Here is a 23,740-nt window from a genome sequence, read left to right as displayed (position 1 = left end):
CCTCACTTGTCCCGTTCAATCTTCAGACCTTTAGGAGTAATGGCCTCTTCCAGGGCAAGTAGACCGTAGTTCATTCCTATTCCCAAGGCTGAAACAATTATCGCTCCAAGAAGAACCATGTTGAAATTCGATCTTCCAAGTCCGGAGAAGATAAAATATCCCAGACCTCTCGCTCCTACGAGATAGGCGATAGTCGCTACACTTACACCCATTACCGCAGCATTTCTCACGCCAGCCATGATGATCGGAATAGTAAGTGGAAGTCTTACTCTCAAAAGTATTTGGCTATTAGTCATCCCCATTCCTTTGGCCGCCTCTATCATTCGAGGATCAACTGAATTCACAGCTACTACTGTATTCCTTATAACAGGCAGGAAAGAATAGATCACAAGGGCAATAACCGCCGGTGTGACACCAATACCTGCTTTCAGCGGAGCAAGCAAAACGACCATATAGCCGAAGAGAGCTAGACTGGGAATCGTCATTAGGATACCCGCTCCATAGAGAGCTATCGACGAGACCTTCTTATTTCGTGAGACGATTATCCCAATGGGTACTCCAATTCCAATTGCAATAGGTACCGCTATCGCGATGATCTTTATGTGATTCAGCAGCTCTATCAAAACGAGGTCGTAGTTTCTTCCCAGATACTCAAAAAAACCCATATGCTTCTCCTTCCAGAAGTTCCGACAAAGAGCCGGAGAAAACTTTGTGGTCAAGACCTTCCCCCAAGAAACCGCTATTCACTTTCAGCATCAAGATTATCTTAATGATCCGAATAAAATGGATAATGCTAGTTTGGACAGGATCTTAACCAGAATAATTTAATCAATAGACTAGCATTGCATACCTACTATATCACATCTAGCGAGTGCATTTCAAAGAATATGGCATGAATAAATGAAGAGTAACTAAATTTGTGAGGTTTATTTTAAGAGAATTATGCGCTAGAAGTAACTGTTATCTAAGTTAATTATCGCTTAATACTGATTCTCTTTATAAAGGTCATTTGACTTACGATAATCACCGCCATAAGGACTGTGGCCATGATTCCCATACTCTTGAGACTCGTCCACACTTGAAGAAAATATCCCCCTAGAAGCGGACCAACACCAAAGATCACACCAACCATCGACTCGTGAAATCCTCCCTGCTTTCCTTGATCATCGTCCTGTGAATTGAGGCCATAGAAAATCGCAAACGTATAGGGAACAGCATATGTGGCACCAGAAAACAGAGTCGACAGAAAGAACGTGAGTGCCGTTTCGGGCATAAAAAAGGTTGTAATTGCTGCGACAAATACTGCCGTCATAATAAATAGAGATACTCGTGGACTACCAACCCAGAAGCGAAAGAAACTCATGAATATGAATGACAGAAAGACCCCAATGTTAGCACCTACAGTTAGGAAGCCAACACTCTCCAGCGGGATCCCCGTTGAAGATATTAGCTTGGGAAATAGAGCCATTCCACTTGTATAGATAACACCGGCAAGCAGAAAAGTGATCCTATAGACCCTTCTGTAGTCTCGTATATTGGGCAAGTCGATTTTACCAAAGGACTCTTTCAGTCTAGAATCATAAGGACCGGGAAGCAACTCACCGTACCTCTTCATATGGTATCTTATGTGAATAGCGCCGAATAGACTGAGAAGTATGCCGTAAGCGAAGACCGCTATTGGATATCTTTGAATAAGGAAAGGGCCGAGCGCCATTCCTAACATGTTTCCGGCACTCCAGGAAAGAACGAAACGAATAACGGTTGCAGCGGGATCGACTCCTTCTGCTCTTTCTGACTTTGAAAGCAATCCCTCAACTGATGGAAAGAAAAAGCCGAAGAATATGTTCATTCCTATCGCAGATACGACCAAATCAATCGGATGTGCCCAGAAGAACCCGAATACGAGTGAGATCGCCATAATAATCATTCCAGAAGAGAGATTCCTCTTGAAGCCAGTCTTGTCACCCATCCTTCCAAACACCAGAGCAGAGAAAACATAGAAGAAGCAGCCCAGGAAATTTATCAGACCTATCGCTAGGTACGACAAACCCCACTCTGCGGCCTTTGTATTTATCGATGAAGTAAGCAAGTAGAGTAGTATCGAAAAGGAGAATGCATAGAAGTTGAATGCGTGGAAAAAGCTCTTCATCACTTTACCGCCTCTCTTAAAGGTTTAATAAGGAAGATCTAACAGAGTATTGGACTGTAAGTATTCTACCCTATCAGATATCACGCGTCACGGTTGCGAAGTCAGCACTCTCTAGCATCTACGGAACTCTTGCCCTCTTTGAGCATCGAAACCATTTTTCTCCTTGTTTTCCTGGACATAATCCAATTGAAAAAGGAGGCCGAAGGCCTCCTTTTTCGATAGTGCATTTATCTACTGTTCAGCCACTTTTCGCAGGATTTCTTGTTCAGCCCACGCAAGACCTTCTTCGACAGTCCTCTTCTGGTTTATCACATCTCCTACCATAGTTCCAAGAACAGTCCTTACATCGTCCCACAGTGCAACATTAGGATCAACCGAGCCAAACGGGATCTGGCTGATTGGAACAAGTACAGTTGGGTTCTGTTCTTCATATGCCTTCCACTGGGGAGTTGTCAGAGCGATCTCCGTTACTGGCATGTATCCTGTTTTTACGGACCAATATGCCTGGATTTCCGGGCTAACGAGATACTTCATGAACTTCCAAGCAGCTGCTTTTTGCTCCGGTGTGATGCCGGTGAACATAACAACGTCCGTTCCAGCGAACGGTGGTGCCTGAACCTTCCACATAGGAACTGGAGCCCATGCCCAGCCATGCTTTCCTCTGGAACCGGAGTCAACATAAGAAGCGGATGCGATCGTCTCAACGAACATAGCTATTTGGCCATCTCCAAACGGGGCGTCCAGGTATCCGCCCTGAAAAAGCGCAACCTTGTAGGTGTGAGCCATATCGTACATTAATTGAAGCGCCTCTTTAGCTTCAGGCGAGTTAATTATGACATCAACCGAACCGTCTGGCTTAATTTCAATTGCTTCCCCGCCATTGGCCCTCAAGAAAATCATGAAGTGATCGATCGTCGTTCTGAACCCGAAGCCATATTGGTCAATCTGTCCGTCGTTGTTCTTGTCTTCAGTAAGCATCATCGCGGCAAAGAGAAGATCATCCATGGTCTTTGGTACTTCCAATCCGTATTCTTCAAAGAGATCTGTGTTATAGTACAGCACATATGTACTCTTGTTGAAGGGAAGCCCGTAGACAGTATCTCCCCATGTGACCATTCTCTTAAACGGGTCCCAGATTGCGGTCCATTCCTCATCGGTTAATCCAACTTCTGGATCGGAAATTAGCGAATTCAACTCCTGAACAGCACCTCGTGGTATTAACCTCGCGGTCCAATTACCGTATGCCTGTGAAAGAGCGGGGAGGGTTCTACTTTCTGCGCTTACTAGCAGCTTCTGCTGCAAAGCACTGTAATTTCCCACGTAGATCGCTTTCACCTCAATGTCGGGGTTGGCTTCGTTGAAAGAATCTACAATTTCGTTGACCGTCGTTCCCTGAGCACCACCCATCGCATGCCAAAACTCAATCTCAGTCGCAGCAAGGGCGAACACCGAAAAAGACGCAATTATCAGAGCTAGAATAAGTTTCTTGCGCATTTCCCTACCTCCTTATAAGAAATGTCTAAGTAAACCAATTATACCACTATGCCCCATTCAAAAAGAACCTCCATAGTTGTTCTGAAAGTCTCTTCAATGGAGCCAGACGTTGAAACAACAACATTTGCTAACTCTTTATTGCGATCGAGATATGATTGCGAAGAAAGTATTGATTTGGCTTGAGATTCACTTATTCCTCTATTCACAAGTCTTTTAACAGCTTCTTCATCTGCGCACTCAAACCAGATAATCTTGTCACAATAGCTAGATAGCCCGATTTCATGAATCAGCGCACCATCAATTAAAAGGAGATCGGAATCGCTTCTCTCAACAATTTCCAGTGCCTTCTTCTTAATAATCGGGTGTACTATCTGATTGAGTCTGTCCAGCAAGCTTCCATCTCGGAATACAATCCTAGAAAGCTTCTTTCTGTCTACTTCGTCACAGGTAAGAATCCTTTTTCCAAATGAGCAAACTATCTCTTGTTTCGCTTCGATCAAAGAACTGTGACCAATTTCGTCAAGGGAGATCCGTTCGATACCAAGTTTTTCAAGACGCTCAGCTATCGTGGATTTGCCACTTCCGGCTTTGCCAGCAAGCCCTATAACGGTCAAAGAAGCTTCTCTCCTGATTCGATAACACTCATCACCACTCTTGACATATCACTGTCTGCACTCTCGAGCTTCTTTCTCTCGTCGGGACTGATAACGATAATATCAGCCTCAATCTCTTCCATCTCTCCGATTTTCTGCAAGAGATTCTCAGGTTCCATTGAAACTATAACAAAAGTGGGTATTGCCTCTCCGGCAGCATAATACGCTTCCTCTACCGAAAAATCGTCGAGAACTTTCATAAGCTCTGATTTCATAACTCGAACCTCCAGGAGGTCTTCTCCTCATATCTATCCCTTACTTCTTCGTATCCCTTTCTTCCCATGAAAGCGTAAGTCAGTTTCTTCCCAAGCTCAACTCCCGGCTGATCATATGGATTCACTCTGAGAAGAAAACCCATAATTGCCGTCTGTATCTCATATGAGACGATAAATTCGCCAACATGTACCTCGTCAATCTGCGGGAATGTGACCGAGATATTTGGGACGCCGTTTGCCGCAAGAGCGATCGCCGTTCCCTTGAGTTCCGCATTAAGCAATTCTCCTACTTCTACTCCATTCAGATAGGACAAAGCCTCGATATCGGAATGAATGAATGGTATTGTAAGCTGATTACCGAAGTCCTCTACCTTGATTAGAGTAACTATCTTATCCCTTGGTCCTTCACTGTAAAGCTGTACTTGAGAATGTTGATCAATTGCCCCCAGAGACTTCACGGGAGTCTGCCCACAGTGGACAATCCTTCCTGAGACATCGAACTTCTTTCCTAGAGATTCGGCCCACAATTGTCTGTACCAATCAGCAAGTGTATAGAGCCTGTTTGAGTACGGCATCATCACCGATATATTGTGTCCCTTCTTCAGGTAGGCGTAGTGAATCAGCGCACTTACGGCAGCGGGATTCGATTTCACATCCTCTCTTAAATACCTCTCTTTTCCGAATCTAGCGCCCTCGTATAAGAGATCGATATCTATTCCTTCTGCAGCGGCCGAAAGCAAACCAACTGGAGTCAAAACACTGAAGCGACCTCCAACATCCTCTGGAATCGTCAAGGTTCTAATTCCCTCACTGTCGGCAATTTGTCTCAAGACTCCGTTTTCCTTGTCCGTCGTGAATATGAAGTGGTCTTTCACAGGAAGATCGAGCTTCTCAAGCAGGCCCCTGACGACCAGATAGTTTGCCATACTCTCCGCAGTTGTTCCAGACTTGGAGATAACATTGAAAACGGTTTTTCCTAAATCCAGTTCTCCGAGAATCGCCGTGATCATATCGGGATCTACATTATCAAGCAAGAATACCCTGGCCTTTCCAGCTCGCTTGTCTCTTTCATAGAGATTCCAGTTGATGGGTTTTAGTGCAAAATGCAAAGCCTGGTTTCCCAACGCAGAGCCTCCAATCCCTATGACAACGAAATTGTCGAACTTCTCAATCCATGATCTCAATGCCTTTACTTCATCAATGATCTCATCATCTTCAAGTATTCTGAGAAAACCAGGAAGGGGGCGGAAGATCTTCTCGAAATTCGCCGATAACGTCTTCCCAATCTCGGTCATCTCATCAAAGGCCAGGCCGCTTTCAAGTGTTTCCCTGAACGCAAACGAGAAGTCATATTTGAGCATTTCAAACCTCCGTCAATAAGTGATTATTGTCTCTACATCGTACCCAGACAGTTTCTTTCTGGGCTCCAGGAATCCTAACTCCGCAAGGCAAAGAATTCCGACGACTTCTCCTCCACTGTCTTCAATGATGCGGGCGATAGCTTCCATAGTCCCCCCCGTGGCAAGAATATCGTCGACGATTAGCACCTTATCTCCATCACTAATCGCATCCACATGCATCTGAAGGGTTTCTCTGCCGTACTCCAATTCGTACTCGATTTCCCTGGTTTTGTAAGGAAGCTTTCCGGGTTTCCTGACTGGAACCAGTGCCTTCGCCATTTCAAAAGCAAGAGGAGCGGCAAAAATAAAACCCCTTGCTTCGGGTGCAACCATTATATTGAAATCGAACTTTCTTGCTTTTTCTGACAACTGCAGAATGCACTCTCTAAAAGCAAGGGGATCCTTTAACAATGGAGTGACATCCTTGAAAACTACGCCTTCCTTTGGAAAGTCTGGAACGTCACGCACAAAGGCTTCTAGATCCATCTAATCTCCTCCTTATAGAGCTCCTTTGACATGGGTTATTTTAACACAGGAATCAGCCCATTTCTCTAGGTGCATGTTATAATGCATGTGTGAAATAAATAACATTCTTTCCTCAAAGGAGGTGCAAGATTTGTCTCTCGTAAATTGCCCGGATTGTCAGAAGCTCTACGATGAACTTGATGAGTATATTGCTTCAGTAAAAGGCAACACGGGCGTTCTCATCAATGTACTTCACAAGGCGCAGGAAGTCTTCGGTTATCTATCTGAAGAATTACAGCAACACGTATCCGAAAAGTTGGATATTCCGTTGAGTCAGGTATATGGAGTTGTAACTTTCTATAATTTCTTCAACATGAAGCCAAAAGGAAAGAACCAGATAAAGGTCTGTCTAGGAACTGCCTGCTATGTTAAGGGCGCAGATAAGATACTTGAGAGGCTCCACGATGAGCTGAAAGTCGAGATGAATGAACCGACCTCCGACGGACTCTTTTCAATTCATGCCGTAAGATGTCTCGGCGCCTGTAGCATGGCTCCGGTAGTTCTGGTCGGTGAAGACGACTATTATGGAAGAGTCACCCCTGATGAAGTATCAAAGATTCTAGACAAATATAGGAGGGCCGAGTGATGGCAAAGATTAAGAGCCTTGAAGAGCTCATGAAAATCAAAGAGAACGCGATGAAGGGTCTTAAGATGCGTGACTCAGGCAAGAGAGGCAAAGTGATAGTTGCTATGGGTACCTGTGGAATTGCAGCAGGCGCAAAGGATACACTTAGGGCCATCGTAGATTCACTCGATGAGAAGGGGGTCGACGATGTTTCTGTCGTGCAGTCCGGTTGCTTCGGCCTTTGCGATGTCGAACCGACTATTGAGGTTCACTTGGAAGGAGCTGAGCCGATAATCTACGGGCATGTTACCCCTGCTCAGGCAAAGAGAATCGTTGAGCAACACATTGTCGGTGGTAAAGTTGTCGGAGATCTCATAGTGAAAAGAGGAGAACTTTAACGAAGAGGTGATTAAGGGTGCCCGTTGTTGAAAACACGGTACTTATTTGTGCCGGAGGGGCTTGCATTTCTGCAGGCGAGAAGAGCGTTAAGAGTGTATTTGAAGAAACCCTGAAGAAGTATTCATTAGATGGTGTAGTTAGGGTTGTGGAGACTGGATGCATGGGTGCTTGTGACCTAGGGCCGATCCTCGTAATCTATCCTGAAGGGGTGTTTTATCAGAAGATTACGGCAGAGAGTGCAGCCCGAATAGTCGAAGAACATATTCTAAAGGGAAGAGTAGTCGAAGAGCTTTTATATAAAGGCGACTCTGGAGAAATGAAGGAAAAGCCTCAGGAAGAGCTTCCTTTCTTCACTGAACAGGTAAAGATCGCAACAAGAAATCTGGGTGTAATTGATCCTCTTTCAATAGATGAGTATATTGCAAGGGACGGTTACTTTGCACTACATAAAGTTCTTTTTGAGATAGGTCCCGATGATGTTGTTGAAATACTGAAGAAGAGTGAATTGAAGGGACGAGGAGGAGCAGGCTTCCCCACTTGGATGAAGTGGGACCTGACTAAGAAGGCAAAGGGAGAAACAAAATACATCATATGTAACGCAGATGAAGGCGATCCTGGTGCATTCATGGACAGAGCCGTTCTTGAAGGTGACCCCCATACAATTGTTGAAGCTATGACCATCGCTGCCAGGGTTGTTGGGGCCCAGAAGGGTTTTGTTTATGTTAGAGCCGAATATCCACTTGCAATTGAAAGGTTGACCCACGCCATGAAGACAGCAAGGGAATACGGATTCTTGGGCGAAAGCATCCTCGGAACTGACTTCTCATTCGATCTAGAAATCAGAATCGGTGCTGGTGCGTTCGTCTGTGGAGAAGAGACGGCTCTTATAAACTCAATAGAAGGCAGAAGAGGTATACCGAGAGTCAAGCCTCCCTTCCCTGCCAGCAAAGGATTGTGGGAAAAACCAACCCTTTTGAACAATGTCGAGACATATGCAAACATCCCCCCGATAATCATAAATGGCGGCGAATGGTTTAGCCAGTATGGTGTTGAGGGATCAAGAGGGACCAAAGTCTTCGCTCTGGCCGGAAATGTGAAGAACACAGGACTGGTGGAAGTACCGATGGGAATTACTTTAAGGAAATTGATCTATGAGATTGGCGGAGGTGTTCCCGGAGGAAAGAAGCTTAAGGCGATCCAGACAGGTGGTCCTAGTGGAGGATGCATTCCATTAGAATTGATAGATACGCCAATAACATATGACAATATGAAGAAACTCGGCACGATTATTGGATCGGGCGGGATGATAGTTATGGACGAGGACAGCTGCATGGTAGATGTTGCTAAGTACTTCCTCGAGTTCACCGTTGAGGAGTCTTGCGGTCAGTGCACACCTTGTCGGGACGGAACGAGAAGGATGCTTGAAATTCTCGAAAAGATAACAGAAGGAGAAGGATCCATGAACGATCTACAGCTGTTAAAAGATCTTGGCGAGAATATCATGGCGACTTCACTTTGTGGGCTTGGCCAAACCGCTCCACAACCTGTGATTTCAACGATGCGGTATTTCTGGGACGAATACGAGGCTCATGTCAATCAAGGAAAATGTCCTGCAAAGAAGTGCAAGACTTTGATGAGGGTTGTAATCGACAAAGAGAAATGTGTAGGTTGTACAGCCTGTGCGAGAGTCTGTCCGGTTGACGCAATAAGCGGTTCGGTACGGAAACCTCACGAAATAGATCCGGAAATCTGTACGCGATGCGGAAGTTGTCTCGCAGTTTGTAGATTCGGTGCAATTAGCAAGGTATCACCATAAAAGGTTTACAAGAACCCCCTTGAGCGGGGGTTCTTTTGCTACTTCGAAGAGGGTTGAAGGGAGGAACTTGTATGTCTGTTGAGAACGTTCATGAGATAGTATCGAGAATCTACGAAGACGTAAGCAGCCAGAGTCTTGAAAGAGGCGATGTGCTTATTAACACTCTTCATGCGATTCAGGATCACTACGGCAATTTTATACCAATAGAGGCAGCCGAAGCACTGAAAGAAGTGACAGGAACACCTCTTTCAAGGATTTATGAAGTACTGACTTTCTACACAATGTTTGCTACTCATAAGAGAGGGAAACATGTAATAAGAGTTTGCAAGAGCCTTCCATGCCATGTTACAGGCGGTCAGGCAGTGATTGACTCTTTAAAATATAGACTGGAAATAGATTTCGGCGAGACTACAGAAGACGGCCTTTTTACCCTTGAGGAAACGAGTTGCCTGGGACTATGCGGAGTCTCCCCTGTAATGATGATAAATGATGAAGCTTATGGCAATCTCACTCCTGAAAGAGTCTCGGAAATCATAGATGAAATAGTGTCAAGAGAAGGGAGCGAGTCATTGTGAACAAACCGATAACCGTCCTCGTATCGATTGATTCGAACAGTTTGCTACTAGGTGCAAGACACTTCAAGAACTACCTAAGCACCCTGACCGAGAACTACAATCTCACTTCTTTGGTAGAGGTGCTTGAAACAGGCTCTTTTGGAGATTATGGAAGAGGGGTTCTCTTCTTGATCCTGCCTGACAATGTTATGTACTCTATCAAGACTGAAGCTGACATAGAAAAGATGGTTACCGAGCACCTTCTGAAGGGTCGAAGAGTCAGAGAATTGATTGTTACAGACTTCGAAGGTAGCGGACATGTGCACGCTGGCAAGGCATCTGAAGAAGAACGTATTGTCCTCAGAAACGCAGGTTCGATCGATCCAAAGAATCTCGAAGAATATATTGCTCGTGATGGCTATCAAGGTCTTGCCAAAGCCCTACGAATGACTCCAGAAGCCGTTATTGAAGAACTAAAGAAGAGCAACCTAAGAGGAAGAGGTGGAGCCGGTTTTCCTACAGGACTTAAGTGGGAATTCACCCAGAAGGTTCATTCAGAGGAGAAATTCGTGATCTGCAATGCAGATGAAGGTGAGCCAGGAACGTTCAAAGACAGACTGATAATGGAAGGCGATCCACATTCCGTAATAGAGGGCATGACAATTGCAGGTTATGCAGTGGGCGCCAGCAAGGGTTACATATACATCAGAGGAGAATATTTCGAATCCGTTGCAAGCCTTAGAGATGCAATCAGTAAAGTCTATGAGTATGGCCTTCTCGGTCAATCAATACTCGGAACTGAATTCTCATTTGATCTATCTGTGAGACTGGGAGCAGGCGCCTATGTCTGTGGAGAAGAGACTGCTTTGATAGAGTCTATCGAAGGTAAATCCGGAAGGCCAAGACTTAAACCGCCTTATCCGCCGGTAAGCGGACTATATGATAAGCCGACAGTTGTTAATAATGTGGAGACATTTGCGTGTGTTCCTCCGATAGTCGACAAAGGAGCAAGCTGGTTCAAATCTATTGGGACCCAGTCATCACCTGGAACAAAGGTCTTCTCTCTGTGTGGTAATTTGGTGAAAAGAGGAATAGTTGAAGTCCCCATGGGCACTACTGTTCGAGATCTTGTTCACAAGTTCGGTGGAGGAATACCGAACGGAAGAGCTTTGAAAATGGTACAGACCGGCGGTGCTGCAGGCACTTTTATCAGATCCGAAGAGATGGATGCAGAACTTGATTTCGACTCGTTCAAAAAGTATGGTGCATCTCTAGGTTCGGGTGTTATTCTTGCAATTGATGAGACCCACTGTGCAGTAGATACAGCAAAGAATCTCATGGAGTTCTTCGCCCATGAATCTTGCGGAAAGTGCTCGCCATGCAGAGAAGGAACTCATGTAATTGTCCATATTCTGAATGAGTTCTCGAAAGGAAGAGGAACCACAGAGATGCTCAGTCAGCTATATGACATATCTGAAACTATGGAAGACTCTTCTTTCTGTGGTCTAGGACAATCGGTACCTGTACCCTTGAGATCTATCCTGGATAGATTCAAGGAGGAATTCCTTGCCCACGTAGATGCTCCGCAGTGTCCTGTTGGTGTCTGCAAGTTCGAAAAACCAAAGAAGAGGTAAATACGTTGAAATCTTTGGCCGGGGCGACCCGGCCTTTTCTCTGTTATAATTGCCGAGAGGTGGACTATGGACAAAGGTAAGAAGACTGATCTAATTGTGCTAATGATTCTGCTTGCCTCGATAATCACTATTGCACTAATACTCACTTCTCTAGGCGAAAAGAACAAGCTTGAGAAAGTTGCAGCTCTGTCTGTCCTCTACAATGCAGGCCTGGGCGCTGATTACAAGACTTTTCTCAATAGCCCCACCTACTTGTATGATGATCGAGTACTTGATGCCTACAGCTACTTCACCGACAAGAACCCTTCAAATGAACTAATGTTAAACAGTTCGATTAGAATGCATAATCTGCCTGAAGAGAGGATTTTCGAATATAACTCCGCCCTTACAAAGCTTACACAGGCCAGAACGAAAAAGGAGTATCCTGATCTAGAAAGAAAAGTTGCTTCGTTGATTGAATCCAGCAAATTGCTTTCCGATAGATCGGATCTCTTTAGAAGACGCCTTTCAGAGGAGATCTACGATTCGCTTGTCGAGTTCGGCGGTACGAAGGTAGAGATTATTATCGGTGGAAGAGTTCGTACTCTAGATCTCTCCAAGCTCGATCCGGCGGTGGTACTGTCTATTATGACAGTTGAGTCATCATTGAATCCATTTGCTTTGATGGAAGAGAGAAGCATCGACGAATCCTTTTCATCATACGTCTATTCGAGAGGACTCATGCAAATCTACGAGATGACTCTCTGGACTCTGAATTCATGGTTAAGGCAATCTCAAATAAACATCAAGCCTGAAGAACTCTGGTCTGTAAGAAACAATATCTTTCTTGGAATGGTATACCTCGCGTATGCCAATGAGCTGCTAGAGGAGAGAAGATGAGAGACTGGAAGAAGGATGCAATTGTATATCAGGTGCTCCCCGATAGATTCAATTTGGGCAATGGAAAGACTGTCTTTCAGAAGAAAGAGGAAGGGTACTATTCGCTCCCCAAACAAAAGGTCAAAAGTTGGGAAGAAAGACCTCTCGCTTCAATTGACGGAAGTCACCAGTATGATTTTTGGGGAGGAGACTTGATCGGCATAGTCGAAAAACTTGATTACATCAAGGAGCTTGGAGCAAACACCGTTTACTTGAATCCGGTATTCTGGGCTCACACAAATCATAAGTACGACACAATTGATTACTTCGCTATCGACCCCGATCTTGGCACTGAAGAAGACTTTGTTGCCCTAATTGAGAGTGCCCACGCAATGGGAATTAGAGTTGTACTTGACGGAGTGTTTAATCATGCTGGCATTGCTGGAAGGTGGTTCAATGGGCTGGAGATCTTCGATGAACCAGGGGCTTTTCAAGGCAACGAAAGACTGATGGAGTACTTCATAAGGGGAGAGAAGGGATTCAGGGGTTGGATGAATTCCGGTAATCTTGTCGAACTGAACCTGGAGAACCCCGATCTTGCGGAAATCATTTTCAAGGGAGAGGAATCAGTGTTGCGTCATTGGCTCAACATGGGAATCGATGGCTGGAGGCTAGACGTTGCATATGATCTGGGTCCTGAAATTCTGAAGGAAATAGTCGAAAGAACAAGATTTGCTAGACCTGATTCGTGCGTGATTGGTGAGATATGGAATTACCCAGGGAGCTGGCCGGAGCGATCGGGTCTTGATGGGCTTATGAACTACTACTTCAGGTTGATAATATGGGAAGCTTTGAACGGTTTTGTTTCAGGGAAAGATGCAGTTAACATTATTAATGATGCAGTTAGAGATGCAGGCCTGGAATTCCTGTCGAAGTCCTGGACTGTCCTTTCTTCACACGATGTACCGAGACTGAAGAACGAGCTTGGATCCATAGACAGAATCAAAGCAGCGTTGATTCTCCAGTATTGCCTTCCGGGCGTCCCTTTGATCTACTATGGGGAAGAGTTAGGTATGGAAGGAGGCAACGATCCGGAGAATAGGGCACCGATGAAGTGGGAGCACACGAGCCAGGAGATTGAGACCTTGAACTTATACAAGACTCTGAACACCATTCGTTCAAGCAAACCATCTCTCCGGTCGGGCGACTTCAAACCCCTAGTCAGCTCTGATCATTCTCTAATCTCATTCAAGAGAACAACTGGAATTGTTGATGATCTTTTAGTCTGCATCGTAAATCCTACAGAAAAGAATGTAAGGTCAAGAGTATTTCTGCAAGAGGGCTTTCTCATGAATGGAACGGAGATGAAGGACACTATTGCAGGAAAGGCCTTTAGTGCATCCTTTGGGACGATAAGTATTGACCTTCACCCATACGAGGCTCTAATACTTGAACCTGTGATCTCTAGATCCAACTCAGATTACTCCCCATATAAGAGAGTATGAGAAGAACAAAAGAAAGATCCTTCGGTCTCGTAATTCTTGCAGCGACAGCTATGATCTGGGGAGGATCATATATATTTACGAAGGTGGCCGTTGAATCACTGCCACCAATGCTACTAGCGTATATAAGATTCTCCATAGCGGTCGGTATACTCTTTCCGTTGTCTACACGGAAAAGAGGTTCGTTTAGGACCGTCGATCACAAGAATGCTGCTTTGGCTGGATTATTCGGAATCACGTTCTATTTCCTGTTTGAAAACTACGGACTGACTTTGACGAACGCTTCTGATGCTTCTCTCATCGTCTCCACCGCACCGATTCTGACAATAATTCTCTACGATGTTGTTACGAAGCGATTCGATTTCTTGGAGTATTTTGGGGGTTTAGTAGCTTTTGCCGGACTCTTTGTAATCATCTTCTCAGGGAGATTCTCCGAAGGCTCTAGTACAGTTGGAAATCTCCTCTCCTTTGGCGCTGCAGTTTCATGGGCTGCCTACACCTTTTTCTACGAGAAGATACACAACAGCTCAATATGGACTACTCTGGAAATAATGCTTTGGGGTCTTCTCTTTTCATCACCTCTCGTGGTAACTGAGGTGTTCATTCTAAACAAGCCCGTTGAGTTTTCTCAAGGTGCAGTAAGAGGGATTCTCTTTCTTAGTGTATTCGCCTCCGCTCTTGGGTACATAATGTGGAACAAAGGCATAAATCTTTGGGGCGGGAAGGCAGCAACTCTCTGGGTCTACACCATTCCTGTGTTCACAATCATTGCAGATATACTCTTTCTAAAGAACTCCCCTTCTCTTATGTTCTTCTCGGGATCAGCACTCATTGGTATTGGAATGCTTGTAGTTATTTCAAGGGAGTCTAGTCATTTGACTTCTACAAACGGAAAAGATTAACCGATTACAGTCTCAACCGATTTAAGCTCTACTGGAATAACTCTTGAGAGACCATCTGTCATCGTAACTCCGTGAAGAACGTTGGCAACTTCCATAACAAGCTTGTTGTGGGTGACAACAAGAAACTGAGTATCGGTAGCATGCTTTCTCAACAGCACCCTGAACCTCTCCGCATTGAAGTCATCAAGAGGAGCATCTACCTCGTCTAAAACGTAGAAGGGGCTGGGCTTTATACTCAATAAGGAGAACACTAGTGCAATACCGACAAGTGCTTTCTCTCCTCCAGAGAGAAGTTGCAGCTTCTGAACTTTCCTTCCAGGCCTCCTTACAGTTATTTCCAAACCGGTCTCAAGAAGATCTTCACCCGGGATGATTTTGATTTCTCCTTCCCCACCGTCAAAAATCTCCTGAATGTAATGGCTGAAGTTACTGTTCACGTTGTTGAACGTCTCCATGAAAATGTTCTTGGCCTTCGCATCAGTTTTATCAATCAGCTCTATCAACTTCACCTTGGCTTCTTCCAGATCTCGCTTCTGCTCATCGAGTTCCTGATACTCTTTGTCCACAACTCCATACTCGTCTATTGCCTCAAGATCAACACTGCCAAGAAACTTCAGCTTGTTTTCGTAATCATCAAGCTCCACTTTTACATCTTTAAGGTTCTCTTCTGACAGGATCTGAATCTCGCTCGCATCTTCTTCAAACTCTTCTCTTACCCTTGAGAGCTTCATTTCACTTTCTTGAATATGCATTTCGATTTGATGAGATTGCTCACGAAGCTTCTCTCTTTCATCCTTCAACCTGTTAATCTCTTCTTCAACCTCCTGAAGGGCTGATAGTCTTTGCTCCTTTCCCTCTCTTTGATATCTAATGCTAGAGAAGAGATTCTCTGTTTCCTTCTTGACCGATGAAAGCTCCCGTTCCTGATCGGCTACTTGCTTTCTTAGGCGTTCTGTCTCCGACTCAAGCTCAGTTACCTCCCTAGACAGGAGCTCAATACTTTCCTGATCGTTCTTCTTCTTCTGAATTAGAGATGCGTGTTCCTTCGTATACTGTTCATGTTTCTCATATAGAGTTGAAAGCCTTAATCTAGTGTCTACTATTGTCTCTTGGAGCTGTTCAAGAGCCTTTTTCTGTTTCTTCAACTCTTCGGATTCGGCCTCGACTTTCCTTTCCAAATCCAATCGTTCTTCTCTCAGAGAAGTCTGCTCTCCAACAAGAATCTCCTTCTTTCTCGAATTCTCCTCCAACCTTCTTGTATACTCATTTTCGAGCTTAGTTAGTTCCGATATCTCCTCTTCAACTTCCTGTGCAGATTTAAGGAGCTCACTAATCATTCTGTTTATCGCGGCCCCTTTGGAGGCAAGTTCGTTCAGCTCTTCCTGCAATGTCTTAAGGTAGCCGCGAACTTCAATAGTTTCATCTTTCAGTCTACCTATCTGCTTACCACCGAGCTGGATCTCTTTCTCGAGTTTCGTTTCTCTCTCTAGAAGCTCTTGAATTCTTCGTTTTCTCGAAAGCAAATCGGTTCTCGTCTCTTCCCCAATGAAGCCACCAGTAATCGAACCGCCAGCACTCAACAATTGACCGTCAACAGAGACTATTCTTCCCGAGAAGCCTGCTTCCTTCCTCATCTCGATTGCATCATCCAAACTTCTGGCGACAACTGAATTCGCAAAGAGATACACCGGGAGCTTCTCGAAGCCAAAGGGAATATCAACCAATCTGGCTGCGTAGTTTATGAATCCAGGATGCGACTCCACTCTGGTGAAGTTCCTGAAGTTCCCTTCAATCATATCCATAGGAAGCAGTGTGACACGGCCGATCTTATATGTCTTGAGAAACTCGATGACTCTCTTTGCGGTTATGGAATCATCAACCACGATATCTTGCATTCTATAACCGAGAAGAATAGTTATCGCAGTTTCGTATGATTCTGGTACCTGGATAAGATTCGCAACCACATCTCTCAGGCCTGCAAAACTATCCTTTCTCGAGAATACCTCTCTCACAGCCTTGGAAAAACCCTGATACTCTTCCTGTTGTCTTTCAAGTAGGGATCTTTCCATTTGAGAACGCCTTAACTCATTTTCATCTTTAGAGAGTTTCTCTCTTGCTTTCTCAAGCTCCGTATCTAGTTCATTCAGGCGTTCTCTTGACGCACCAATATCTCTCTCAACTTTGCGCTGCTTCTCGGTGCTTTCCTTACCTTGTTTGGCGAGTGATTCAGTCTCATCTTTGAGAGTCTCAAACCTCGCGCTCTTAGCTTCAAGCTGACTCTCGATTAACCTTAGCCTCTTGCCCGTATCCTCACGGTTGTTATCGAGTCTCTCAAGCTCATTCTCTATCTTGGAAAGCCTTTTCGAGATTGACTCAAAACTCTCCTGGTGTTTCAGCCATTCTCGTTCACGCGCACTGTAATTCTTCACCAGCGAGTCTCTCTCCTCTTCGGAAGAGGAAAGGGCGGCTTCTTCATCAGAGATCTGCTGCTCAAGACTATCAATAATCAGTTTGATCTCATCCTTTCTCTTATCGAGATCATCGATTTCCGATCTGAAATTATCTATCCTAGTGGAGACTTCAATTAGTCGGTTCTCTTTCTCACTCAATCTTCGAGTGTACATTTCTTTAAGCTCGAGCAAGTCATTCTGACGTTTTTTATATTCTTCAAGAAGTTTCGTAAAACCCTCAATCTCCTTGTCGACCTCAGAAAACTCCGCCCTCAGGGCCGACCAGTTCGATTCACCTTCAATTAGCTTTTTCTGAAGATCCTTCAGTTCATCTCGTGCTTTGTCAAATCTTTCTCTCAGACTAGTAAGCTTCTCTTCTTCCAGTCTTGCGATATTGCCAAAGTAAAGGTTCTTGAGTTCCTTTTGTTTCGCAGAATACTCAACAAACTTTTCTGCCCTCTTCGCTTTCAGATATAGCGACTTCCTTTGCTTGCCAAGCTCAAAGATAATGTCTTCAAGCCTGCTCAGATTCTCTTCGGTTGCCGCCAGTTTCCCGAGTGCTTCCTTTTTCCTCTCCTTGTAAACAGCCGTGCCTGCGGCCTCTTCAATGAGAGCCCTTAACTCGTAAGGTGAGGCTGTCACGACCTTATCAACCTGTCCCTGACCAACAATCGAGTAGATATCCATCCCTACTCCTGTCCCCTGGAACAACTCTCTGATATCTCTCAGCCTAGACTGCTTGTCGTTAACTTTATACATCGACTGCCCGTCCCTGGAAATCTCTCTTGCTATTGAGAAGGTCCCTTCCTCCGACTCGAACACCAGTCTTACTTCAGCAGAGTTTGATGGCGGAAACCTCTCCGAACCGTTGAAGATCACATCCTCTCTACTGTCAGCACGGATGTTCTTCATCGACTGTTCTCCGAACATCCATCTTATTGCATCCACAACGTTCGACTTGCCGCTTCCATTCGGACCGACCACAGCTGTAATTCCCGATGATACATCAAATTTCGTCGGCATGGCAAAGCTCTTGAACCCCTTGATATAAACTGAATCAAGCTTGAGCATAGACTCCCCCCAGAATCCTTTCCCCGATAGACTTCATGTAGAAAGGCAAATCGACATCCTCTCCATTCTCGACAAAGGAGATTGAAATCCCCTCTCTAAATGCTCTTGCGAGAATTCCCTTCTTATGGCCTGTGAACCATTTGCTGTTCGATCTATCAAGGCAAAGAGAGCGACGATTATTCTGCACGCAGAACTCTCTTAAGATCTCAAACATCAGCCTATCTCTGACAAGTTCCCCAAGAGCAGGGTGAAAAGGACCTGCAACTACATTTGCCACCTGTCTTCCGTAAAGACAGATCCCTACTCTACTAACTTTCACTTCAGACAGCAAAAGCAAAAGGTACATCTTCCATAGAATCTCAAGTGACTCTTCAATTCCTTTCGGCGTGAATGCTCCAAGATGATACTCTTCTTCGAGAATCGATCCTTTCAGTACAACGACTGGATGAAGCCTCACACAAGATGCACCGACTCTGATTGCTTCCTTTGTCGAGAACATGTCCTTCGCCTCGCAATCTCCAGATAATCCTGTCATCAAATGGATCCCGTAATCAATTCCATTCTTTCTCAATAATCGAGCGGCTTCGTAAATCTCGTTTGCGCCATGATCTCTGTGACACCCTCTCAGAACATCGTCGTCGAATGACTGAACTCCTAATTCCACAAAGGTTATTGGGTAAGATCTCATACGATTAATCGTCTCTTCAGTAAGCAGTCCCGGCGACGTGGAGAATCTTATACCTCCAATGATTCCTTTCTTGAATAATCTGTCTGCAATTTCAAGGTACATTTGCTGACGGCCTTCACCTGAAAAGGTGCCGCCATAGAAAGCCAGTTCTGCCTTATGGGGATCCCTGAAAAACGAAAGGTATCTCTCGACAGTTTCATGGACCTCGGCTTCATCGGGAAGTCTACTTACTCCCGTAGCCGAATGTTCATTACAGAAAGTACACCGCGTTCTGCAACCCTCATGTGGAACGAAAATCGGAATGATATTCATGCTAATATTATAAACCGATCGAGCGCTATTTAACAAAGATACTTCAACAAATCTTAAACAGCGTGCTTTTCGTGTTACTTTTCAGGTGGTACAATCAAACAATCAGGAGGAATGATTATGGTTCATAATGAGTCTTTATATGGGAATAGAGTAGTCGATAATAATTCCTGGCCGGGATCGGTCAGTTAATCTTTGCTTTTGTAGCTTTTAGAAGATTAAAAGGCCGATGGATAACCATCGGCCTTCTTTTTTTATAAGGGGTGAGAGAATGGAAAGCACAGGGAGACTAAGCACAAGGATACTGGAACACCTGAGCGACCCACTAGTAAAATCGGCAGTTAGAGTTAAGTCCGCACTGCTGGGAGAAGCAAACAACTTCCTTCGGGGAAAAGGCTTTGTGGAACTTCTTCCCACCGTTGTATCTCCGATAACCGATCCACTGAACCATGAAGTTCATAACGCGAAGTTTCATTATTACGATCAGGAGTATCGTCTAACGCAGTCTATGATTTTCCACAAGCAGTTGGCATGCAAGTCATTTGACAGGATTTTCATAGTATCTCCTAACGTGAGACTAGAGACTTCTGAGAAGGCGCTGTCGGGAAAACATCTTTTCGAATTCAGTCAGATCGATCTGGAAATCAAGAACGCGTCCAGAGATGACGTGATGTTACTTGTTGAAGATCTGCTGGCCAGCGTAATTACAACAATTAAAGAGAGCTGTAGAAGGGAACTGGAGTATCTGTCTTCAGACCCTTTAGTACCCTCCCGACCATTCGCAAAAGTGAAGTTCATGGATGCTTACGAACAGTATGGAAAAGACTTCGAAACCGTTCTGTCCTCCAGCTTCACTGAACCCTTCTGGTTGATAGACTTCCCAATTTGGGAGAGGGAGTTCTACGACCTCCTGTCTGATGATGGAAAGACACTCAAAGACATGGACTTGATTCTTCCAAAAGGATTCGGAGAGACCTTGTCTGGTGGAGAGAGAGAGTGGGAACACCCAAGGATTATTAACAGAATGGAATTCAAAGGTACTGACCCCGAAGAACTTGCCTGGTACATGGAGATAGCAGAAATGAGAGAACTCATTCCAACAGCGGGTTGTGGAATTGGAGTCGAAAGACTTGCCAGATATGTATGCTCTCTTGACAACGTCCTGAAAACCAGGCTATTCCCGAAAGTTCCAGGGCAGAGCTGGATATAACGAAAACTCCCCCTTACGGGGGAGTTCTGGCTCCAGCGGAGGGACTCGAACCCCCAACCGTCCGGTTAACAGCCGGATGCTCTGCCATTGAGCCACGCTGGAACACATTGATTATTGTAACTCGAATCTAAAGTTATTTCAAGTAGCCAAAGCTACTGATTGGAGGTTTCGATTCTTCCGACTGGTCGAGTAGCGACAAGTGAAGTTCCCTCACCGTCGATGTCATCTATCAAAACGTCCCCTATCTTCACCGGCGCCTCAACGGCTATTCTTCTGATTAAGCTCATCTTTTCGAGTATTAGGGCTCTGTCAATTGGGCCTGTGGTCTTCGCTGAAGCAAGAGGGAGTTCTCCGTTCAAAACTCTCACGCTGGTCGTAAGTATTCGTTTCGGCATTACGAGTTCATTGAGTGCGTATTCCTGACCTCTTGGGCATTTGTTACCAGTTACTTCGTATTTCTCATCCTTCTTTCTTACAGATATCTTGCAACCTACGGGGCAGATCACACAGGTAATATGTCGTTTCATGTTAACACCTCTACAGTCAGTTGTCCTGCATCCAGGAGAGGAGCCAGCTTATCCTTGTTTATGACCACTTGGATCATCTCACTTGGAACTCCGTAAGAAAAACCCTTTTCGTAGTTCAACTCCTTTAGTACTACTCTTCCCTCATCCATGGGCTTCCTCAGTCTTATGTACAATCTCAAGTGTTCTTCCATATCGACAATGCTTGGAACCAGTACTCCCACGTTTTCTCCTCTTATGACCGGAACTCGGTCACCTGACGTGTTCTCGCCAAGTGAGAAAAGAGCAGCATGTCGGCCAGCTATCCAACCCTCAGCTGCCACATAATCAACCAGGTCAAACACAGCCACATTGTTTCCTGCAGCGAAGACACCTTCTATGCTACTTTCACCGGTATTGGAAACGATGAAACCTCGATTAACAGGATCTATCATCAAATCATTATCGAAATCCTCAACCTGTGGCAACAATCCTGCCGATAGAATCAGCGTGTCTGTCTTCAATTTCTTCGAGGTGCCAGGAACAGGCGTGAATTTCTCATCGACTCTTGAGATCTCAACTTCCTCAAGCCTTCCGTTGCCATAAATGCCAGTAACCGTTGTCGACAGAAGAAGCGGGATACCATAGTCCTCTAGACACTGAACAATGTTTCGCGTAAGCCCACCTGGATACGGCATTCGCTCAACTACTGCCACAACCTCGACACCCTCAAGGGTTAGTCTTCTGGCCATTATCAACCCAATATCCCCCGAACCAAGTACAACTGCACGTCTTGACGGCAGATAGTTCTCCAGATTGACAAATCTCTGTGCCAGTCCAGCTGGCAGAACCCCAGAAGGTCTATCTCCTTGTATCAGCAATGACCCAAATGGTCTCTCTCTTGCACCGGTCGAAATCACGAGAGCCCTTGACTCTATTTTGAAGGCACCTTGTGGTGACAACACCAAAGCTTCCTTCCTCCGGACATCAATTTCCCGAACATATGATTCACCTATCACATCTACCCTTTCCTGACTCATCTCACTCTGTAGTCGAGCTGCAAACTCCGGACCAGTAAGTTCTTCATGATAAAACTGAAGTCCAAAACCATTGTGAATGCACTGATTCAAGACGCCGCCAACTACTGCCTCTCTTTCGAGCAGGGTTACTTTGACACCCTGTTTCGCTGCGCTGAAGGCACCGGCCATTCCTGCGGCTCCCCCGCCAATTACAAGTACGTCTGTGATGAGTCTCTTCATTGTCTCACCTTCTCGCTTACTATCCAGCTTCTTTCATTGTTCTGTCTAATCTCCGACAGGTCTTTTTTCAGCTCTCTGGCCAGAATTCTGGCAATACTTGAACTGCAAAATCCGCCTTGACATCTACCAAAACCAGCTCTTGTTCTAAACTTAATTCCATCCACAGTCCTCGCTCCATCTCTTATTGCCTGAATCACCTCTGTCTCAGATACCTCGTTGCACTGGCATACAATCCTTCCATAGGCGGGATCCTTGTCAATGAGTTGTGATGCTCGCTCAAACGAAAGCTCTTTTATTCTCTCTCTCTCTTTGATGCTAGAAACGAAATCATCTCTTTCGACCAGGCGAATTCCTGTTTCGGGGACTATTCTAGTCACAACATATTCTGCAATCGCCGGTGCTGCAGTTAATCCGGGAGACCTGATGGCTCCAACCGTGATGAAGTTCTCTAGTTCTTCTGCCTTTCTTATGTAGAAATCCTTCTGATCTGTCTCCGGTCTTAGTCCGGCAAAGGACTTGACATACCAGCCTGGATTGTCTATTCCGGGAATCAGATACTCCCCGGAATTTCTAACAGAGACCAGCCCCTCATAAGTAGTACTTACATCTTCAGGAGTAAATCCCGGCAACTCGACAGAAGTGGGACCAAGTAGAACACCTCCATCAACCGTTGGAACAACGAGTCTTCCTTTCCCTTCGGCAGTTGGGAGTGGAAAGATAATCCTTTTTACAAGCGAACTTGCTTTCTTATCCAAAAGAATGTACTCTCCCTTTCTCAATTTAACGGAAGGCACATCAACTCCGAAGCTTGATGCAACTCTCTCGAAGAATACCCCCGCAGCGTTTATCACTAAATCAGCCCTTAGCTTTCTTCCCGATCTTAGAAGAACCTTCTCAATCCTCCCATTTCTCATAGTACCGCCCACTACCTCATCGCTTGTGATTATTTTGCCTCCGTTTTCAGAGACGTTTATCGATGAAGAGATAGCTACCATCCATGGCTCGGTAATACCGGCACTGCTGCAAAGAAGTGCAAAGTTGAACTCATCAGAAATGTATGGTTCTAGACTCTTCAGTTCACTCTTCTCAACAATTCTGAGTCCTTCCACACCATTTCTGATGCCGTTTTCAAGGAGCTCCTCAAGTCTTGGCAGTTCGTCTCTGCCTCTGGCGACCACAAGTGACCCTGTCCTCTTAACAGGAAACTTTAGCTCTTCAGAAAGCCTGGTAAACATCGAATTCCCGGCGGCACAAAGTTTCGCTCTTAGAGTATCTGGCGGATCATCGTAACCACCATGCAAAATCGCCGAATTCGCCTTGGTAACGCCTTGACCTATATCCTCGGACTTCTCAACCAGAACGACTTCAATTTTGTATCTTGTGAGTTCTCGGGCAATTAGCGAACCGACAACTCCACCACCAATAACCACCGCCTGCATTCCGGCACCTCCAATAAGAAAACCACGCCATCAACTTATGGCGTGGTTTTCTCATAAACTCTACCACGTTTACTCGAATTATATCACAAATGTTTTTTCAGATTACGGATACCTGAAAAGCAAAGAGCACATAAGCGATCTACAG

At 45.1% G+C, this 23,740-nt stretch carries 21 protein-coding genes and 1 tRNA gene; 9 read left to right on the top strand and 13 right to left on the bottom strand.

Annotated features, from left to right (window positions below; translation table 11 throughout):
• Positions 1-2: 2 nt before the first annotated feature.
• From Q502_RS02015 to Q502_RS01985, 7 genes are all read right to left on the bottom strand, one after another.
• Positions 3-665: an ABC transporter permease gene (locus Q502_RS02015; protein WP_099830583.1), complete on the bottom strand. Its 663-nt coding sequence runs from the start codon at positions 663-665 to the stop codon at positions 3-5.
• A 308-nt stretch (positions 666-973) separates the two neighbouring features.
• Positions 974-2,149 (bottom strand): MFS transporter, encoded by a 1,176-nt coding sequence (locus tag Q502_RS02010; protein WP_099830602.1) that lies wholly within the window; start codon positions 2,147-2,149, stop codon positions 974-976.
• 231 nt (positions 2,150-2,380) lie between these two features.
• Complete coding sequence (locus Q502_RS02005; protein WP_099830582.1) at positions 2,381-3,643, bottom strand: ABC transporter substrate-binding protein; 1,263 nt, start codon at positions 3,641-3,643, stop codon at positions 2,381-2,383.
• Between the two features lie 38 nt (positions 3,644-3,681).
• A complete protein-coding gene (gene coaE, locus Q502_RS02000; RefSeq protein ID WP_099830581.1) occupies positions 3,682-4,257 on the bottom strand; it encodes a dephospho-CoA kinase in 576 nt (191 codons plus the stop codon).
• A complete protein-coding gene (locus Q502_RS01995; RefSeq protein ID WP_099830580.1) occupies positions 4,254-4,511 on the bottom strand; it encodes a hypothetical protein in 258 nt (85 codons plus the stop codon). The genes coaE and Q502_RS01995 overlap by 4 nt, the downstream gene beginning before the upstream one ends.
• On the bottom strand, positions 4,508-5,872 hold the full coding sequence (locus tag Q502_RS01990; protein WP_099830579.1) for a glucose-6-phosphate isomerase: 1,365 nt from the start codon (positions 5,870-5,872) through the stop codon (positions 4,508-4,510). The genes Q502_RS01995 and Q502_RS01990 overlap by 4 nt, the downstream gene beginning before the upstream one ends.
• 12 nt (positions 5,873-5,884) lie before the next feature.
• Positions 5,885-6,397: an adenine phosphoribosyltransferase gene (locus Q502_RS01985; protein WP_099830578.1), complete on the bottom strand. Its 513-nt coding sequence runs from the start codon at positions 6,395-6,397 to the stop codon at positions 5,885-5,887.
• Between the two features lie 130 nt (positions 6,398-6,527).
• Here Q502_RS01985 and Q502_RS01980 point away from each other — a divergent pair, with 130 nt between their 5' ends.
• The 8 genes from Q502_RS01980 (at position 6,528) to Q502_RS01945 (ending at position 14,666) form a co-directional block, all read left to right on the top strand.
• Positions 6,528-7,022, top strand: coding sequence for an NAD(P)H-dependent oxidoreductase subunit E (locus Q502_RS01980; protein WP_099830577.1), 495 nt, complete (start codon positions 6,528-6,530; stop codon positions 7,020-7,022).
• Positions 7,022-7,399, top strand: a complete 378-nt coding sequence (locus tag Q502_RS01975; protein WP_099830576.1) for a ferredoxin — start codon at positions 7,022-7,024, stop codon at positions 7,397-7,399. Before Q502_RS01980 ends, Q502_RS01975 begins: the two co-directional genes overlap by 1 nt.
• Before the next feature lie 17 nt (positions 7,400-7,416).
• Positions 7,417-9,216 (top strand): NADH-quinone oxidoreductase subunit NuoF, encoded by a 1,800-nt coding sequence (locus Q502_RS01970; protein WP_099830575.1) that lies wholly within the window; start codon positions 7,417-7,419, stop codon positions 9,214-9,216.
• 71 nt (positions 9,217-9,287) lie between these two features.
• On the top strand, positions 9,288-9,791 hold the full coding sequence (locus Q502_RS01965) for an NAD(P)H-dependent oxidoreductase subunit E (RefSeq protein WP_099830574.1): 504 nt from the start codon (positions 9,288-9,290) through the stop codon (positions 9,789-9,791).
• Positions 9,788-11,404, top strand: a complete 1,617-nt coding sequence (nuoF, locus tag Q502_RS01960; RefSeq protein ID WP_099830573.1) for an NADH-quinone oxidoreductase subunit NuoF — start codon at positions 9,788-9,790, stop codon at positions 11,402-11,404. Before Q502_RS01965 ends, nuoF begins: the two co-directional genes overlap by 4 nt.
• Positions 11,405-11,470: 66 nt before the next feature.
• On the top strand, positions 11,471-12,283 hold the full coding sequence (locus tag Q502_RS01955; RefSeq protein ID WP_099830572.1) for a transglycosylase SLT domain-containing protein: 813 nt from the start codon (positions 11,471-11,473) through the stop codon (positions 12,281-12,283).
• Positions 12,280-13,767 (top strand): glycoside hydrolase family 13 protein, encoded by a 1,488-nt coding sequence (locus Q502_RS01950; RefSeq protein WP_099830571.1) that lies wholly within the window; start codon positions 12,280-12,282, stop codon positions 13,765-13,767. The genes Q502_RS01955 and Q502_RS01950 overlap by 4 nt, the downstream gene beginning before the upstream one ends.
• Entirely contained in the window at positions 13,764-14,666 is a 903-nt protein-coding gene (locus Q502_RS01945) for a DMT family transporter (protein WP_099830570.1), read from the top strand. The genes Q502_RS01950 and Q502_RS01945 overlap by 4 nt, the downstream gene beginning before the upstream one ends.
• Here Q502_RS01945 and smc read toward each other — a convergent pair.
• Positions 14,663-18,187, bottom strand: coding sequence for a chromosome segregation protein SMC (gene smc, locus Q502_RS01940; protein ID WP_099830569.1), 3,525 nt, complete (start codon positions 18,185-18,187; stop codon positions 14,663-14,665). The genes Q502_RS01945 and smc overlap by 4 nt on opposite strands.
• Positions 18,174-19,187: an elongator complex protein 3 gene (locus Q502_RS01935; protein WP_099830568.1), complete on the bottom strand. Its 1,014-nt coding sequence runs from the start codon at positions 19,185-19,187 to the stop codon at positions 18,174-18,176. The genes smc and Q502_RS01935 overlap by 14 nt, the downstream gene beginning before the upstream one ends.
• A 268-nt stretch (positions 19,188-19,455) precedes the next feature.
• Between Q502_RS01935 and Q502_RS01930 the strand changes: the two genes are divergently transcribed.
• Entirely contained in the window at positions 19,456-20,394 is a 939-nt protein-coding gene (locus Q502_RS01930) for an asparagine synthetase A (protein WP_099830567.1), read from the top strand.
• Between the two features lie 27 nt (positions 20,395-20,421).
• Here the strand turns inward: Q502_RS01930 and Q502_RS01925 are convergent.
• The 4 genes from Q502_RS01925 to Q502_RS01910 all read right to left on the bottom strand — a co-directional run bounded on the left by Q502_RS01925 (position 20,422) and on the right by Q502_RS01910 (position 23,595).
• Positions 20,422-20,496, bottom strand: a tRNA-Asn gene (locus Q502_RS01925).
• 50 nt (positions 20,497-20,546) lie between these two features.
• Complete coding sequence (locus tag Q502_RS01920; RefSeq protein ID WP_099830566.1) at positions 20,547-20,921, bottom strand: DUF1667 domain-containing protein; 375 nt, start codon at positions 20,919-20,921, stop codon at positions 20,547-20,549.
• Positions 20,918-22,156: an NAD(P)/FAD-dependent oxidoreductase gene (locus Q502_RS01915; RefSeq protein ID WP_099830565.1), complete on the bottom strand. Its 1,239-nt coding sequence runs from the start codon at positions 22,154-22,156 to the stop codon at positions 20,918-20,920. The genes Q502_RS01920 and Q502_RS01915 overlap by 4 nt, the downstream gene beginning before the upstream one ends.
• Positions 22,153-23,595 carry an NAD(P)/FAD-dependent oxidoreductase gene (locus Q502_RS01910; RefSeq protein ID WP_099830564.1) on the bottom strand — a complete coding sequence of 481 codons (1,443 nt, stop codon included), beginning with the start codon at positions 23,593-23,595 and terminating at the stop codon, positions 22,153-22,155. Before Q502_RS01910 ends, Q502_RS01915 begins: the two co-directional genes overlap by 4 nt.
• Between the last annotated feature and the right edge of the window lie 145 nt (positions 23,596-23,740).

The sequence above is a fragment of the Mesotoga sp. Brook.08.YT.4.2.5.2. genome (genome assembly GCF_003351125.1).
Classification (GTDB): Bacteria; Thermotogota; Thermotogae; order Petrotogales; family Kosmotogaceae; genus Mesotoga.
Note: the sequence above shows the minus strand (reverse complement) of the source record. Positions and strands in the feature narration are given on the sequence as shown.

Excerpts from the sequence above, each read along its gene's own strand:
- Q502_RS02015 (WP_099830583.1), bottom strand. The coding sequence starts at position 665 with ATGGGTTTTTTTGAGTATCTGGGAAGAAACTACGACCTCGTTTTGATA.
- Q502_RS02010 (WP_099830602.1), bottom strand. The coding sequence starts at position 2,149 with ATGAAGAGCTTTTTCCACGCATTCAACTTCTATGCATTCTCCTTTTCG.
- Q502_RS02005 (WP_099830582.1), bottom strand. The coding sequence starts at position 3,643 with ATGCGCAAGAAACTTATTCTAGCTCTGATAATTGCGTCTTTTTCGGTG.
- Q502_RS01995 (WP_099830580.1), bottom strand. The coding sequence starts at position 4,511 with ATGAAATCAGAGCTTATGAAAGTTCTCGACGATTTTTCGGTAGAGGAA.
- Q502_RS01990 (WP_099830579.1), bottom strand. The coding sequence starts at position 5,872 with ATGCTCAAATATGACTTCTCGTTTGCGTTCAGGGAAACACTTGAAAGC.
- Q502_RS01985 (WP_099830578.1), bottom strand. The coding sequence starts at position 6,397 with ATGGATCTAGAAGCCTTTGTGCGTGACGTTCCAGACTTTCCAAAGGAA.
- Q502_RS01975 (WP_099830576.1), top strand. The coding sequence starts at position 7,022 with ATGGCAAAGATTAAGAGCCTTGAAGAGCTCATGAAAATCAAAGAGAAC.
- Q502_RS01965 (WP_099830574.1), top strand. The coding sequence starts at position 9,288 with ATGTCTGTTGAGAACGTTCATGAGATAGTATCGAGAATCTACGAAGAC.
- Q502_RS01955 (WP_099830572.1), top strand. The coding sequence starts at position 11,471 with ATGGACAAAGGTAAGAAGACTGATCTAATTGTGCTAATGATTCTGCTT.
- Q502_RS01950 (WP_099830571.1), top strand. The coding sequence starts at position 12,280 with ATGAGAGACTGGAAGAAGGATGCAATTGTATATCAGGTGCTCCCCGAT.
- Q502_RS01945 (WP_099830570.1), top strand. The coding sequence starts at position 13,764 with ATGAGAAGAACAAAAGAAAGATCCTTCGGTCTCGTAATTCTTGCAGCG.
- smc (WP_099830569.1), bottom strand. The coding sequence starts at position 18,187 with ATGCTCAAGCTTGATTCAGTTTATATCAAGGGGTTCAAGAGCTTTGCC.
- Q502_RS01935 (WP_099830568.1), bottom strand. The coding sequence starts at position 19,187 with ATGAATATCATTCCGATTTTCGTTCCACATGAGGGTTGCAGAACGCGG.
- Q502_RS01930 (WP_099830567.1), top strand. The coding sequence starts at position 19,456 with ATGGAAAGCACAGGGAGACTAAGCACAAGGATACTGGAACACCTGAGC.
- Q502_RS01920 (WP_099830566.1), bottom strand. The coding sequence starts at position 20,921 with ATGAAACGACATATTACCTGTGTGATCTGCCCCGTAGGTTGCAAGATA.
- Q502_RS01915 (WP_099830565.1), bottom strand. The coding sequence starts at position 22,156 with ATGAAGAGACTCATCACAGACGTACTTGTAATTGGCGGGGGAGCCGCA.
- Q502_RS01910 (WP_099830564.1), bottom strand. The coding sequence starts at position 23,595 with ATGCAGGCGGTGGTTATTGGTGGTGGAGTTGTCGGTTCGCTAATTGCC.